The sequence below is a fragment of the Thainema salinarum CENA647 genome (genome assembly GCF_057732415.1).
The window spans coordinates 5361270-5375872 of the sequence record NZ_JBYJZJ010000022.1 but is presented as its reverse complement, the minus strand read 5'-3'; the positions used below and the strand labels follow the sequence as shown (position 1 = coordinate 5375872).

Annotated in this window: 13 protein-coding genes; 6 read left to right on the top strand and 7 right to left on the bottom strand. The window is 50.9% G+C overall.

From position 1 onward, the window contains the following. The first annotated feature begins 237 nt into the window (after positions 1–237). Complete coding sequence (gene thiD / locus AC286M_RS30225; RefSeq protein WP_488207920.1) at positions 238–1056, top strand: bifunctional hydroxymethylpyrimidine kinase/phosphomethylpyrimidine kinase; 819 nt, start codon at positions 238–240, stop codon at positions 1054–1056. A 203-nt stretch (positions 1057–1259) separates the two neighbouring features. Here the strand turns inward: thiD and AC286M_RS30220 are convergent, their stop codons facing one another. Next, positions 1260–1673 (bottom strand): hypothetical protein, encoded by a 414-nt coding sequence (locus tag AC286M_RS30220; protein ID WP_488207919.1) that lies wholly within the window; start codon positions 1671–1673, stop codon positions 1260–1262. A 22-nt stretch (positions 1674–1695) separates the two neighbouring features. After that, positions 1696–2067, bottom strand: a complete 372-nt coding sequence (locus tag AC286M_RS30215; protein WP_488207918.1) for a phasin family protein — start codon at positions 2065–2067, stop codon at positions 1696–1698. A 451-nt stretch (positions 2068–2518) separates the two neighbouring features. Here AC286M_RS30215 and AC286M_RS30210 point away from each other — a divergent pair, with 451 nt between their 5' ends. After that, positions 2519–4720: a cache domain-containing sensor histidine kinase gene (locus tag AC286M_RS30210; RefSeq protein ID WP_488207917.1), complete on the top strand. Its 2202-nt coding sequence runs from the start codon at positions 2519–2521 to the stop codon at positions 4718–4720. Positions 4721–4975: 255 nt separating this feature from the next. Here the strand turns inward: AC286M_RS30210 and AC286M_RS30205 are convergent, their stop codons facing one another. Both AC286M_RS30205 and fraC read right to left on the bottom strand, forming a co-directional pair. Then, the gene (locus AC286M_RS30205; protein WP_488207916.1) at positions 4976–6283 is read right to left on the bottom strand and encodes a DUF5357 family protein; all 1308 of its coding nucleotides are present in this window, start codon (positions 6281–6283) and stop codon (positions 4976–4978) included. A gap of 2 nt (positions 6284–6285) precedes the next feature. Then, positions 6286–6885, bottom strand: a complete 600-nt coding sequence (gene fraC, locus AC286M_RS30200) for a filament integrity protein FraC (RefSeq protein ID WP_488207915.1) — start codon at positions 6883–6885, stop codon at positions 6286–6288. 522 nt (positions 6886–7407) lie between these two features. Here fraC and AC286M_RS30195 point away from each other — a divergent pair. After that, positions 7408–8541, top strand: a complete 1134-nt coding sequence (locus AC286M_RS30195; RefSeq protein WP_488207914.1) for a cob(I)yrinic acid a,c-diamide adenosyltransferase — start codon at positions 7408–7410, stop codon at positions 8539–8541. Between the two features lie 59 nt (positions 8542–8600). Here AC286M_RS30195 and AC286M_RS30190 read toward each other — a convergent pair whose 3' ends face one another. Then, the gene (locus AC286M_RS30190) at positions 8601–8888 is read right to left on the bottom strand and encodes a hypothetical protein (protein WP_488207913.1); all 288 of its coding nucleotides are present in this window, start codon (positions 8886–8888) and stop codon (positions 8601–8603) included. Positions 8889–9180: 292 nt separating this feature from the next. On the opposite strand from AC286M_RS30190, the gene AC286M_RS30185 reads away from it, so the two are divergent. Both AC286M_RS30185 and ribD read left to right on the top strand, forming a co-directional pair. Next, positions 9181–9357 carry a Uma2 family endonuclease gene (locus AC286M_RS30185; RefSeq protein ID WP_488207912.1) on the top strand — a complete coding sequence of 59 codons (177 nt, stop codon included), beginning with the start codon at positions 9181–9183 and terminating at the stop codon, positions 9355–9357. Between the two features lie 44 nt (positions 9358–9401). Further along, positions 9402–10547 carry a bifunctional diaminohydroxyphosphoribosylaminopyrimidine deaminase/5-amino-6-(5-phosphoribosylamino)uracil reductase RibD gene (ribD, locus tag AC286M_RS30180; RefSeq protein WP_488207911.1) on the top strand — a complete coding sequence of 382 codons (1146 nt, stop codon included), beginning with the start codon at positions 9402–9404 and terminating at the stop codon, positions 10545–10547. A 46-nt stretch (positions 10548–10593) separates the two neighbouring features. Here the strand turns inward: ribD and AC286M_RS30175 are convergent, their stop codons facing one another. Next, positions 10594–11580, bottom strand: coding sequence for a GNAT family N-acetyltransferase (locus tag AC286M_RS30175; RefSeq protein WP_488207910.1), 987 nt, complete (start codon positions 11578–11580; stop codon positions 10594–10596). Positions 11581–11963: 383 nt separating this feature from the next. Here AC286M_RS30175 and AC286M_RS30170 point away from each other — a divergent pair, with 383 nt between their 5' ends. After that, complete coding sequence (locus AC286M_RS30170; RefSeq protein ID WP_488207909.1) at positions 11964–12863, top strand: sulfotransferase family protein; 900 nt, start codon at positions 11964–11966, stop codon at positions 12861–12863. A gap of 161 nt (positions 12864–13024) precedes the next feature. Here AC286M_RS30170 and lpdA read toward each other — a convergent pair whose 3' ends face one another. Continuing rightward, a complete protein-coding gene (lpdA, locus tag AC286M_RS30165; protein WP_488207908.1) occupies positions 13025–14458 on the bottom strand; it encodes a dihydrolipoyl dehydrogenase in 1434 nt (477 codons plus the stop codon). Positions 14459–14603 lie beyond the last annotated feature (145 nt).

The following is a 14603-nucleotide window of genomic DNA, read 5'->3' as shown; positions in this document are numbered from 1 at the left end:
TGAGCAGCTTTACCACTGCTCTGTTCCTGAATTTGGGCTTTATGCGTTCGTTGTCTGTGTTCAGTTCTCTTGAGTCGGACTAACCACTCATACTGGAATTTCAGCCGTCTTCAGGACAAACGGCTGTTTTTAGCCATACTCTTTAAATTTTCGACATATTACGGCCACAAATGAGGCGACCTTACTCACTCGGCCTCACTCACTCTTCTAGCGGCATTTCTAGGAATCGTCTGAATCATGCTCACTCAGTCATCACCTCAAACTCCTGAGATCGCACTGACGATTGCGGGTTCAGATAGCGGTGGCGGCGCAGGCATTCAGGCCGACCTGCGCACCTTTTCCTTTCATCAGGTACATGGCACCTGTGCGATAACCTGCATTACGGCGCAGAATACCCAAGGCGTACAGCGAGTCGATGCCCTGCCGCCGGAAGCTGTGATTGCCCAAATTCAATCCGTCACCAGTGACATGACAGTTGCCGCCGCTAAAACAGGCATGTTGCTAAATGCTGAGATTATGACGGCAGTGGCGGAGTTTTTACAGGCTCATCCCATTCCTCAGCTCGTCATCGATCCGGTGATGGTGTCGCGCACGGGAGCACAGTTAATTGACGACGGTGCGATCGCAACTCTCAAACAGTTTTTATTACCGCTCGCACAGGTATTAACCCCCAACCGCTACGAAGCGCAAATCCTCAGCGGTCGTGAAATCAACACCCTAGACGACATGAAATCTGCCGCTCAGCGCATTCTCGATCTCGGCGTCACGTCCGTTGTGGTTAAAGGTGGCGCGATGCCAGATGAACTATGTGGGGTGGATGTGTTTGCCAGTGCTGATACTTTGGAAGTCTTGAAAACAGAACAGGTCAATACAACCGATACCCACGGCACAGGCTGCACCCTATCGGCTGCGATCGCGGCTAATCTCGCTCAAGGAAAAGATAGGTTTACTGCTGTTCAAGCTGCCAAACAGTACGTCACTCAAGCGCTACACTATTGCCTACGCATCGGCCAGGGACAAGGCCCAGTGGGGCACTATTTTCCGCTCATGCGCTGAGTTCACCCAATTTGTCACTATGATCCTCAGCACTAAAAGTCGTAAGCCGAGAGGAGTGAGGAGTGAGGGGTTGTAGGGGTAGGAGAGTTGTAGGGTAGGAGAGTAATGAAGCAGCATGTTTGGTTGCGCAATCACCTGATTACCCATCCACTCATCCACCCATCTACCCCTTCACTCAGTCCTCAGCACTTCAAAAAAGCACTTCAATACATCTCCCGGTCGGGACACGATGTTGCCTCTTCACCAGGGCCATAGGGATGCATACCGCAAACTAGTAGATTGCCGCCATACACCTGCCCATAATAGTGACGGCAGTTGGCACAAACGGCTGGAGTTCGCCACAGCCGGAAATCAGGCAGATCCATATCATGATTAAACTCAATATGGGCATCGTAGCGATAAACAGACCCTGGGTCTGCGGGGGAGCCTAACCATGCTTCTAATCGTTCTATTTCGTCCCAAAAAATATCTTCTAAATCTTTTGCGATCGCTTCTGAAAGCTGACAAGCTTCATCAATTGTGTCCAGCACGACCTGAGTCGTCTCTGTCCAAAACTGCTCAGCCTCATCTGCCCACTGCTCAAACTGCCGATACATCTCTCGCTGCCAGTCTTCCATAACGCCAACCGCTCCTGTTCTTCTACCGATTTTGATCACGTAACCGTCGCAGCTCATCTCGCAGATCTGCAACCTGATGGCGCAAATCATTCACATCTGTCGAGCCACCGTGGGGAACAATTTCGCTATCGTCCAAAATCTCAATCCGTCTGGGTTCTCGTCCGGTCTCTTCTCCATCCGATTCTGGCTGTTGTTGTGCCCGCTGCACCACTTCATTCACAAGTCGTCGTGCCTCTTCCGTCGTCATTTCACCGCGAGCCACCATTTCATCCGCGATTTTTTGTGCCTGTGTCCGAAATTCGCCTAGCTTGCTGCCCGCTTTCTCTCCGGCGTAAGATGCAACCCCAACTCCGAGATAAAATGCCTTTTGCACGAGTTCTCCAAATCCTGGCATAGTGCCAAACTCCTTATCAGCATGGGTTGATATCAAAAGCTACTTGTGAAAACCAGCTTTTCTCCACTCTTTACCAGGATAGAAGTAAAGATAAAGGCATGACCACTGCCCAGGTGAAATTTGATATACGGTCATTACGGTAGTGATTGCTGTGGTAAATCGCAAGAATCAGTAAACTTTCGCGGAATCATCGTGAAGACAAAATATGTGGCACGACGCTATTTCTAGTAGATTACAGGACAAATTTTGCTACCAGTAGAGTTTCTGCCTGTGTCTCAATTATGTTAAGCCAGATTTAACCCACGAGCGGCAGTAAACAAAAATGTTAAATTGACCAAAGATTATGCCAAAGAATCATTCCACACCACCGTTATAGCTAGCTCTCACTGTGGTTTGCTCGTGGCGGAATTCTGGGCTTACTCTCTAACCGATTGCATTGCAAAGCATACTCATGGCTAGATTTGTCGGCCAGGCGTCATTCCGCTGGCTCTTGCTCATGCAAATAATCGTGCTCAGCATTCCCATCTTGCTGATTGGAGAGTTTGTAGCCCTCCGCATCGCACGCACTGAACTGTTGACCATTGCTGAGGAAAGCCTGCAGGAAAGCGCAGCCCGTCAGGCGGGCGAAATTGAGCAAGCCATGCAGACGCTACAAAACAATCTGTTAACGGCAGCCCAAAGCAGTGCTCTGCAAAGCGGATCTCAGCAAGAAACGCTTGCTTTTCTGGAGGAACTGCAAGCTCGTTTGCCCACCGATGTAATCTGCATTCAACTAATCAAACCCAAAGAAAGCCCCCTTCGTCCGTTGCCCAAAGCGATTTCAGCGAGTACCTGTGGCGACGAAACATTGGGAGCAAATGCTGCCCTTACCTTAATGGAGCTGAATGACTTATCGTCTGCATTCAATAGAACTAGCGTACGGGTATTATCGGTGGGCAGTAGGATTACACCGCAAACCACAAATGCAGATGCCTCTTCACAGCAGGGAATATCGTTACCGAATCCCATTCAAGATGGAGAAGTAGATGGAGAGTCAGATCTAGCCAAGCAACAGCTAGAAAATGCAAGACAGCAAGCGAAGGATTTAGCCAACCAGCCAACCAGGCTAGATGTTGTGCTGGGCATGCCTATTTACTATCCAGATGACCAGTTGCGATATCGCCTCGTGCTGAAAACGAATCTCTTACCCGCTCAATCGTCTTCTCAGGGTTATTTAAAAGGGCCAATTATGGTTATTGCTGAAGATGGCACAATCGTAGGCCACCCTGATCCCAACAAAGTCGGACAAAAGAGCCAAACGTTAGCCGCTGATCCCCAGGCATTTTCATCAATTATTGAAAATACGGGTAGCACCGATCAAGGAGGTGCCACTCGGCTTTCTAACCTTATCGATGGCAAACAGGAATGGGTCACTGGCTATGGTTCGGCCAAAATTAAGAATCAAGAAAATAGCGAAGAGGCTTTAACTTGGACTATTTTTGCCGTCTCGCCAACCGATAGAGCCCTACAGGGACTCCATAAGATTCAACGGGTTCTGGTCGGGCTAACGGTGGGCCTGATTGGCGCATACGTGCTAGCTGCTTTGTGGATTGCTCAGTACCTATCGCCGCCGATTGAAAAGCTGGGAGTTTATGCTCGTCGGATTAACAGTTTGGCTGGAGCCGGGCCTATACCTAAAAATTTTCGGATTCGAGAACTGAATTATCTCGCTAGCGCGCTAGAAGATATGATGCGTCGGCTAGAGAGTCGAGCCAATGAACTAGATGAGGCACGTCGGGAAGCAGAGCTGGCCAACCAGTTGAAAAGCGAATTTTTGGCTACTACGTCCCACGAACTCAGAACGCCTCTAAACGGCATTATTGGCTGCATTCGACTGGTTTTGGATGACTGCTGTGATGATGAGGCTGAAGAGGAGGAATTTCTACAGCGAGCCTACGATTCGGCGGTTCATCTACTGAAAATCATCAATGATATTCTCGATATTGCTCGGGTGGAAGCGGGGGCCCTTTCCCTGCATCTAGAAACGGTTGATCTGCATGATTTATTGGGTGAGGTCATCCACTTACAAAAGGTTCATGCACAACAAAAGGGGCTGCAGTTGGTTTATATGCCCCTGCTTCATAAGGCATCGTCTAGTCGGCCACCATCTAATAATTCGGCTAGTCATACAGCACGCGCAGACAAGCCGATGGTACAGGTAGATCGCTCAAAGCTAAAACAGGTTTTGCTGAACGTTATTTACAACGCGGTTAAGTTTACTGACCAGGGCAGCATTACCTTGGCTGTGCAGATTAGCGATCGCACTTCACTCGTCAGCGGATTGCCGCCCCGCGATCGCAAAGCGATTAGCCGAGAGATTGACCAGTGGGTTGTGGTTGATGTTAAAGATACGGGGATTGGTATTGAGCCAGAGCAACAGTCAAAGCTATTCAAGCCCTTTGTGATGGTGGATGGTTCTACGACGCGTCGCCATGAGGGAACGGGTTTAGGGTTAGCGATTTCACGCAATCTGATGCAGTTAATGGGGGGATATATTACGCTGCACAGCGATGGCCAGGGTAAGGGAACGCTGGTACGGCTAATGCTACCGCTGCTATCGCCGACTACAACGCAGTCTCTCCCGTCTTCTACTAAACCTGCCGTTTCTTCTTAAGCGGCACATTAACTATCAAAACCCAGCACAATAAAGCGGCAAGCTACTCATAAAGGCGACTTTGGTTGCTTACACGACTTGGAATGTTATTTGATTTTTGGACGAAAGAATGAGGGTTTTAGCGACTGTTACAGTCGCTAAAACCCTCATTCTTTCGTTTAACCTTCCAATCTGATTGCTTACAGGTGCAACGCGCACCTGTAAGCAATCAGATTGAGATTGATACGTGGCATTGCAGCAGCCACCGTTTGTTGATCAGGGGGTTGATGCGGGTTCACCAAAGTTGACAGGTCCAGTGGCGGGTGCAGTAGTAGGTGCGGTTGCGGGTGCAGTTGTAGGCGGCACAGCAGACGGTGATGCTCCAGGGGCTGCATTATTCAGTCCTGGAGCCGTTGGTGTAGGGGCTGAATTCGGGGGTGTCGGCATCAGAGCATCAGGAGGCACCCTGTTGGGCGTCATTGGAGCCGTCGTCGGTGCGGCAGGTGCACTTGGGGTCGGGGCGACAGCAGGTGCAGGCGGTTCGGCTGGTTCCACTGGTACTTCAGAAATCTCGGAGCAGACCACTTCGGTCATCGGCGTATTGTTGGCGGCAGTGCTGAGATTGGAATTATCACCGGATGCGATCTCACCCGCTGCAGCACCAGGCGCAGCAGGTGCGGTAACGGACTGAGTTTGGCGGATTTCGCAGGTTTCTTGGAGTGCATAGGGTTGATCCAGGGTGCCTGGCCCAGTCCAGATAGCGCGGAGGTTCAGCTCATAGTTTGCTCCAGCTGAGTCAACGTCTTCTTGCAGGTTCCAGAAGTGATCTTCTTCCGCTTCTAGTAAGCGGTCTAAGGCATCGGCTCGGAGCTCTGGCAAATTATTATCAATCTGGAATAGCCAGCGTTCCGCATAAGACCAGGGTTTACCATCAATTTCATTGATGATCAGCGCTTCAGTTTGCTCCAGCAGCGAAACACCCCTTGGAATGGCATCAACATCACCGAGCGACAGGACAAAGGCACTGGCTGAAAAATTAGACACCAACAGGCTGGGATACTGGGTTAGCCATCTTTGAATATTGAAATAAAACTGAATCCAGCAGCTCAAGGTCAAGTTAATCAGAATCAGCAGGACGATTTGCTGTTGGGCTTTGGTGTTGGGCACCGTCAACTGCAAATCTTTGGAGAGAAAATAGGGGAAAATTGCGATCGCAGTTGAAATCAGCGGCCACAGAACTAACACAATCTGTAGGTCAATACTTTCACCTTGTCCAAAGAGAAATAGACCAACCAGTGCGCCGGTAATCCACGGCCCTAAATTTAACCCAAATATCCTGACGGGATTTTCCAGTAGCGCCCAGTTCACTCCCGAAATCAGAAACAGCCACGCACCATTGGTTAAAAAGTGGCTCAGCCAATTAGCCTCTGCCAGTAGCGACAGCACCCAGGAAAACACGCTCAGCAGCAGCAGCATTTGCCAGGAGAATGAGCGCGGCGGCTTGACCCGATTGAACGTATAGCCAACAGTCTGAGACGTCTGCTTAAACGTATTTTTGAACAAATTAACCATGCCGTTGACCATCGCTAAATCTCCTGAAGCACGATACGCAGCAGCAGCAAAATGAGAATCACCGTAAAGCTAGCGGCATTGGCTCGCAAAACGGCATTGGTGCGATCGCGCTCTTGCTGATACTGCAAATTAAATTGACTCTGGCGCAGCTTCCGCGATCGGCTCCGTCCAGTTGCGCTTTTGTGGCTAGATTCCTCTGCCAAAATTTGGGCGCGGGTTTGAAAATCCGGTGGCTTCAGCAGACGCAGCAGCAGCGTCAACCCCTCTAACTTGATGAAAAACGTCAGGAAAAAGGCGACAATCCCCGCTCCCACCAACCAAATCGCCAAGCTGCCGGACCACTCATTGGCAAAAAAGCGATCGAAAAAGATAAAGCTCATCACCTGCTCTCGTAAGCCCGGTGGCAAGATCGGTTCGATCAAGAAAAACAGCATCCAGCCTACTGTTACCGCCAATAAATTGATCGTGGCAGACCGCTCCAAACTGATGCGGCGAGGCCAGCGCAAATTTTGCCGCAGCACCATCGCCTCGACAATAATGGCGACCAGCAAAAAAAGAGTCTGAAATAAGACCATTGGTAGCGGTATAACAGTGGTCAGGGTAATGTCATCCATGACGGTTGAGGTGCGGAGTTAAAACAAGAGTTAGCAAAGATTTTGAGCAGACGTTCAACAGATAGTGGAGATCATGGCTCAACGTAATTGGCATTCGATTGTCATATTCACCATCGATTTCTTATGCGGATTGCGGAGATTCAGACCTACGATTCAATCAGCCTGCCGAAATCCTGCTTAAGGTTATACCGTGTCTGGTTAATTTGGTAGCAATTTTGCAGGAATTGGTGAAGTGGGAGAGGAGAGTAAGGAGTAAGGACTCAGGAGTGAGGCTGTAAAAGGCTGTGAAGGGCTGTAAGGGGAGTCGAGGGACTCAAGGGGTAAATAACTATGACGAACTCGAATCCTCAGCACTCAACACCGAGTACCCAGTACCTAGTACCCAGCACTCTATTTAGACCTGCCAAGAATGATCAATTGCAAAATGAATCAGCTAATAAGCTCAAATCACGCTATATATGGAGACAATGAAGGCAGTTAGTCTCCTTAGGCGCTACACATAGAGGTTCCGAATTGAGTACCATGACGAGAACAGGTATCGGCATCCGCACCGCCCAAGCTATATCTGAGCGTGTTGCGGGACAAATCCATGTTTATGACGGTTTGGGCAAGGGCAAGTCCCAGGTTGCGCTAGGGGTTGTCCTACGCTCTATCGGCTTGGGCATTCGGTCTGATGTGCAAACGCGGGTGCTACTCCTACGATTCTTGAAAGGGCCAGGACGAGCCTACAGCGAAGATGCGGCTATTGATGCGCTCCAGCGAGGTTTTCCCCATTTAATTGACCAGGTACGGACGGGACGTGCCGAATTTTTTGGGCCGGATGACATCACCAAATTTGACAAGCAGGAAGCGCAGCGGGGCTGGGATATTGCCAAAGGTGCGATCGCATCTGGTCTCTATTCCGTTGTCGTGCTGGATGAACTCAATCCCCTGTTGGATTTAGGGTTATTGCCTGTGGATGAAGTGGTACGGACGCTGAAGCGCAAGCCAGATCATCTGGAAATCATCGCCACGGGGCGGGGCGCACCGCAGGCCCTGTTGGATATTGCCGATTTGCATTCAGAAATGCGGCCTCATCACCATCCTGAAGCAGCAGAACACGGAATTGAAGGCATTGAAATCTACACTGGTGCGGGCAAAGGCAAATCCACTAGCGCCCTCGGTAAAGCCCTACAAGCAATCGGCAAAGGGATCAGCCAAGACCTTTCCCACCGGGTACTGATTGTACAGTGGCTCAAGGGTGGACAAGGTTACACCGAAGATGCCGCGATCGCAGCTTTACGACAGAGCTATCCCAATCTAGTTGACCATCAGCGCTGTGGTCGGGATGCTATCGTTTGGCGGGGACAGCAGCAAGAATTGGACTATGTAGAAGCTGAGCGGGGCTGGGAAATTGCCCGAGCTGCGATCGCATCTGGTCTTTATAAAACGATTATTCTGGATGAAATTAATCCCACAGTGGATTTGGAGCTGCTGCCGGAGGAGCCGATTGTGCAGGCACTCCTGCGAAAGCCCCGCGACACTGAGGTGATTATGACCGGACGCTGCAAAAATCCCCCCGCTTATTTCAATCTGGCCAGCGTGCATTCTGAGGTATTCTGCCACAAGCACTACGCCGAGAAAGGCGTTGATTTGAAGCGAGGCGTTGACTTCTAAAACCAATGCTGTTGTGTTGTCCCCACGCTGCGGGGACAACACAACAGCATTGGTTTTGTTTAAGAATCGTTCCAGTTTTGCTCTAGATAGCGGCGATAATCCTGAACTGACTCTTCGAAGGTATAGTTCCAGTTCGGGTGAGCGTCCCGATCAGCTTGAATTGTCTGACGAATGGCTTCTTGTCCAGCCCCGACGACTAAGCCAGCGCCAGCACCGATCAGGGCATAGTTACGATGAGTTTTATCTTGATACAGATCGTGTTGACTAATTTCTGCGATCGCAACACCAAGCACGGCTCCTAGCACAGCTGTAATCAAGCTGGAGCAAACGATACAACGGGTATACATGATTCTATCCAAATTCAACAATTACACGGTGACAACCTTGAAACTTGTGATAAACAACACGAATACGTGCGTGTTTACACCTTTATTGTTCCAAAGGTCTAATAGTGCAGCGTCATTGAGTTTAGATTTTTTAATCTTTATACTGATCTCGTACGCCAGATGTCTCCTTCGGCAAAGCTGAGTGATTGCGGCAGAGTTCTCGCAGTTTTGCTGAGCTTGCACCTAACCTAATGGTCGAAGTAAAGTCACCGATGGATAACCTGAATCAGTTGCGGCAGAAGGACAAAGCTTTTTGGATTGGGGCACTCAAGTTGGGATGGTCGTGAATCCCGAAACCCGCACCGTGGAAGTTTATCGCCCCAGTAGCGATACATCAAAAATTACCAAAGACGGCGATCTGTTAACGGTGCCAGAACTCTTACCGGGTTGGACGGTGCGAGTGTCTGAGCTGTGGCCGCTGGTGTTTTAAGAGCTGATGATGGTGGGCGATGCCCATCCTACGAAGTACTAAGCATGTCTGAAACGGATTCAGTTAAAACGGTGGGAACGGAGCGCGATCGCACATTGATGCAGCGTTGTATCAACCTGGCGCGACAGGCGGCAGGCCGGACTTCGCCTAACCCAATGGTCGGCTGCGTCATTGTCCAGGAAAGCCAGACTGGAGAACTCGAAATTGTTGGTGAAGGCTTTCATCCCCAGGCGGGACAGCCCCATGCCGAGGTGTTTGCGCTACGGGCAGCAGGCGATCGGGCTCAAGGCGCAACGGCTTACGTCAGTTTGGAACCCTGCAATCACTATGGCCGCACCCCACCCTGTAGCGAAGCGCTGATTGCAGCGGGAATAAAAAAAGTCGTTGTCGGCATGGTTGACCCCGATTCGCGCGTAGCAGGCGGCGGCATTCAGCGATTACGGGATGCCGGCATTGAAGTCCTTGTTGGCGTGGAAGAAGCGGCTTGTCAGAAATTGAACGAAGCGTTTATTCACCGCGTTCGCCATCAGCGCCCCTTTGGCATTTTGAAATACGCCATGACGCTGGACGGCAAAATCGCCGCTAGTACAGGCCACAGCGCTTGGGTGACAGGGGCAGCGGCACGCCAGGAGGTGCATCGGCTGCGCTCGATCTGCGATGCGGTCATTGTCGGCGGCAATACGCTACGCAAAGATAATCCGCTGTTGACTAGCCACGGCATTTGCGATCGCAATCCGCTGCGCGTGGTCATGAGTCGCCGTTTAAATTTACCGTTGGATGCCAAGCTTTGGGATGTGGACACTGCGCCGACGCTGGTGGCCACGGAAACGGGAGCCAATCCAGAGTTGAAAGCTAAATTGTGCGATCGCGGTGTCGAAGTGCTGGAGTTTGATCGGCTCACACCGGACGATTTAATGGCCAATCTCTGTCAGCGCGGCTTAAACAGCGTCCTCTGGGAATGTGGCGGAGTTCTGGCGGCGGAAGCGATTCGCTCCGGCAGTGTGCAAAAAATCTGGGCGTTTATTGCACCGAAACTCATCGGTGGACAGCAGGCTCCCTCGCCCGTCGGTGAAATGGGTCTGCAAAAAATGACCGATGCGCTACAGCTCAGCCAGCTCACCTGCCGCACCGTCGGCGATGATTATTTGATCGAGGGGTATTTGGTAGATTCAAATAATCAACGAGCGTAAAGCGGGGACGGCAACGCCGTCCCCGCTTTACGCTGATCAGTTTCCATCAGCCTTCTCGAATCACCTTGGCATAAACCATTGACTCGAATAGAAGCTGAAATCCAACGTCTTCATAGAGCCGATAGGCTTGATTTGGATTTTGGCTATCGACACCGATGAGTGCCGTATCCATACCCGCTGCCTGGAGCCGCCGTAGTCCTTCTAGCAGCATGACTCGACCCAAACCCAGCCGCCGATAGCCGCGCCGAGTCCCCAGCAAGCCGACCCAGCCTTCCTGACGCCCCAGTTGGGCGTTCTCTTCGGCATAAATGATGCTGAGACAGAACGCAGCCATCGTTCCATCCGGCGCGATCGCAACTAAATCCAATTCAGGATTATGGATCGGTAAAGACCTGTAATAGTCAAACCGTTCCAGAGTTGCGGGATGGTGGTTCCAGTGATCCACAAAGGTCTGATTGAACATCTCCACCCAAGCGGCTCCATCCTGCGCCGGATTCACGGAGCGAACCGTGAACCCCTCTGGTAAAGACACTGCCGGAATCGGCTCTACTAGTGATCGCGACAGTCGCTTAAACGTGCGACACCAGCTAAACCCGTGCTGCTCCAGCATGGCGAAGCGGTCACGCAGGTGCGATCGCGCTGCCGAGTTCAGCATGACCGTTCCCTCAAATTCCTGGCCAATCTCTTGAACCCGAGCCTCAGCCCACTGCACAATTTGCGCTTCAATGCCACTGCCTCGGATATCGGGATGGATAGAAAAGCCCAAACCGCAGGACAGCTCATCACCTGGCTCGGGACGCCACAGATCGGCAATGGCTAGTAAGCGACCTTGCTCGTCTTCCCACAGCCGCAGGTCACGGTTGACATCAAAGTTAGGTGCATTAAAATCTTCTAGCAGTTCGCTAACAGCCATAAAGGCATCGATTTGGTCAGCTTTGTAGCAGAGGTTAGTCAGATCTGCGATCGCAGTTAAATCAGTTTCATCTTGATAGGTACGTTCGGTTAGAGTACATTGCGGTGCTGTAGTACGCATGAGTCCTGCCCTCGAATTTTAGAGGTATGACCGGATCTACAGCTTTTTTGTCGGCAATTCCGCAGGTTTATACTACAAATAATACAATCGCTCAAATCCATCGCTTAAATACTGTGATCAGTACCCTCAATACTCAGCATCAAAACCGGGTGGAAACTGTTTGCTATCGCCCAGTAGCGGCAAAATAACCGAGTGTAAATTAATGAATCCATCCTCTATCTCTAGCAGGATAAGGCCTCGGATTTATTGACTCTTCAACTGCTTTCACGCTTGATAAAGAGTTCAAAAGCCTGCTCGTGAAATTACAGAATAGGCGATTTATCTGATGTAGGGTTAAACAGTAAGTGTGTCGATTTGTAACTTTACTGACTGAGGAGCACTACATGGCTCGTTTCCCCCACTTCATCATCATTGGCGGCATGAAATGTGCAACCAGTACGCTACATGATCAGTTGGCTGCACAACCTGGCTTCTTTATGACTGAGCCTAAAGAACCGAATTTTTTTAGCAATGATGAAATATATGATCGGGGTCTGAGCTGGTATACCGATTTATTTGCCAATGCTGATTCAGGCGACTTATGCGGCGAATCGAGCACTCATTACACAAAGTTACCGACCTACCCTCACACCATTGAACGCCTACAGCAGTACGTTCCCCAGGCCAAATTCATCTACATGATGCGCCATCCGATCGATCGGCTAGTTTCCCATTTTGTGCATGAGTGGACAAAGCGCCAGGTTTCGACGTTTGATATCAATGCGGTTCTGGATGACTATCCAACGCTGATTGAGTACAGTCAATACGCGATGCAGTTGCGGCCCTACTTGGAAACCTTTGGGTCAGATCGTATTCTGCCGATTTTCTTCGAGCGGTTCTGTGCGTATCCTCAAGAGGAGCTAGAGCGAGTTTGTGAATTCTTGGGGTATCCCCACCAGCCGATTTGGCAGGATGAGGCGCAGCAGCAAAACGCCTCCAGCGATCGCATTCGCAATCATCCGGTACTGGAGTTTGTGGTTCACAACTCGATGTTGGAAGCACTACGTCGCCAAATGGTGCCAAAGTCGTTCCGCACCTGGGTACGGGGACAGTTAACGGTTAAGCAAAAGCCCACCGTATCACCGGAAAATGTGGAAAGGCTAAAGGTTATTTTTGATCAGGATTTAGAGATTTTAGGCACTTGGCTGGGCGTAGATATCACCTGCGATACGTTTAAGAGCGTTGCCCGCCAGCAGCCCTACACCTGGACAAAAGCCGCTAATCTGGTGCTGGCAAGCGCCTAATCTAAAGACCGCAAGAGCCCCTTCCCGCGTCACGGGAAGGGGCTCTTGCTTAGGAGCGTAGATTTAATAAGGTGCAATCTTTGGAGTAGGGACACGGCATTGCCGTGCCCCTACAGATGGAATGGTTTACAGGCTATTTAATCCACAATCCTTAGGTCGGTTTAATGTGCTGCAACAGCCCGTTTATAGGCGTCATCAAGTACTTCTGAGAGGGTTGGGTGGGTATGCACCATAAACGACAGATCCTGAATTGATAGTCCCTGCGCGATCGCATTTGCGGCTTCTTGAATCAGGTCGGATGCGTGCAGGCCCAGAATGTGAGCACCGAGGATTTCGCCCGTATCCTTGCGGTAAATGACTTTAGCGATGCCGTCCGTTTCTCCTTCGGCCAACGCCTTAGAGTTGCCCTTGAAGTAGCTGCGCGTGGTGGCAATCTCAAATCCCTCAGCATCGGCCAATTCTTTAGCCGCAGGTTCCGTCAGACCGACAAAGCTAATTTCGGGATGAGTAAAGGCGGCGGCGGGAATGCTGCGGTAGTTGACGGTGCGATCGCGATCGCAGATATTTTCAACCGCGACGATGCCTTGAGCCGAAGCCGCATGGGCCAGCATCATCTTACCCGTCGCATCACCAATCGCCCACAAATGCTCGACAGGCTGGCCATCCCGCAGGACACGCATGTGATCGTCCACGGTAATAAATCCACGACGGTCGGTTTCCAGCCCGATAGACTCCAAACCTAAATCTTTGGTATCTGGAATCCGGCCCGTTGCTACGAGGCAGGCATCAACTTCTAGAACTTCAGTCACTTCCTTTGTCTTGGCATCGGCCAGCTCAATCACAACGGGAGAACCGGGCGTCACTTTCATGGCCAACTGTCCCACTCGCGTTTCGACATCGCGGGGCGTGATCAGTACCCGCTGCGCCAGCTTAGCGATATCGGGATCAAATCCGGGCATTAGCTGATCCAGCGCTTCAATCATGGTGACTTCTGAACCGAGTGCCGTGTAGACATCGGAAAACTCTAGGCCAATGTAGCCACTGCCGACGATGGCCACCCAGTCCGGCAGCCAGTCCAGCTTAATCGCGTCGTCACTGGTAAATACAGTCTTGCCATCAACCTCAATCCCTGGCGGTACGAAGGGAATCGAACCAGGAGCCAAGATGATGTCGCGGGCGGTGAAGACCTGTTCGCCGTTTTCACCCGTCACCGTAATCTTCTGAGTACCTGCAATTCGGCCCCGACCGCGCAGTGTATCAACGCCTAGACGGGTCAAGCTGTTGGTCAAATCGCCCTGTAGCTTGGCGACCAGATTGGCGGCGTGATCTGAGATCGCAGCTCGGTCAAATGATAGCCCACCCAGTTGAATACCCAGAGACTGGAGGTGATGGGCATTGCGCAATTCGCGCACCCGACCCGAAGCGGCAAGGAGAGCCTTTGACGGAATGCAGCCTCGGTTGACACAGGTTCCACCCATATCTGCCATTTCCACAATGGCCGTTTTTAATCCATTGGCAACAGCATGCAGCGCGGCTCCATGTCCACCGACGCCTGCGCCAATGATGATCAAATCATAATCAAATGCTTCGCTCACGGACTTCTCCTAAAACCTAAAAACAGACTCCAAAAACCAGCTATGCGGCCACTTAACCCTCACCTATTGTTGACCGCAGGGGCAAATTAGACAACCGTTAACCCATGATTCATTGTGATTATGTGATTAGCTGCGATCGCACTGC

Coding starts and splice junctions, on each gene's coding strand:
- thiD (WP_488207920.1), top strand. CDS start 238: ATGCTCACTCAGTCATCACCTCAAACTCCTGAGATCGCACTGACGATT.
- AC286M_RS30220 (WP_488207919.1), bottom strand. CDS start 1,673: ATGGAAGACTGGCAGCGAGAGATGTATCGGCAGTTTGAGCAGTGGGCA.
- AC286M_RS30215 (WP_488207918.1), bottom strand. CDS start 2,067: ATGCCAGGATTTGGAGAACTCGTGCAAAAGGCATTTTATCTCGGAGTT.
- AC286M_RS30210 (WP_488207917.1), top strand. CDS start 2,519: ATGGCTAGATTTGTCGGCCAGGCGTCATTCCGCTGGCTCTTGCTCATG.
- AC286M_RS30205 (WP_488207916.1), bottom strand. CDS start 6,283: ATGGTCAACGGCATGGTTAATTTGTTCAAAAATACGTTTAAGCAGACG.
- fraC (WP_488207915.1), bottom strand. CDS start 6,885: ATGGATGACATTACCCTGACCACTGTTATACCGCTACCAATGGTCTTA.
- AC286M_RS30195 (WP_488207914.1), top strand. CDS start 7,408: ATGACGAGAACAGGTATCGGCATCCGCACCGCCCAAGCTATATCTGAG.
- AC286M_RS30190 (WP_488207913.1), bottom strand. CDS start 8,888: ATGTATACCCGTTGTATCGTTTGCTCCAGCTTGATTACAGCTGTGCTA.
- ribD (WP_488207911.1), top strand. CDS start 9,402: ATGTCTGAAACGGATTCAGTTAAAACGGTGGGAACGGAGCGCGATCGC.
- AC286M_RS30175 (WP_488207910.1), bottom strand. CDS start 11,580: ATGCGTACTACAGCACCGCAATGTACTCTAACCGAACGTACCTATCAA.
- AC286M_RS30170 (WP_488207909.1), top strand. CDS start 11,964: ATGGCTCGTTTCCCCCACTTCATCATCATTGGCGGCATGAAATGTGCA.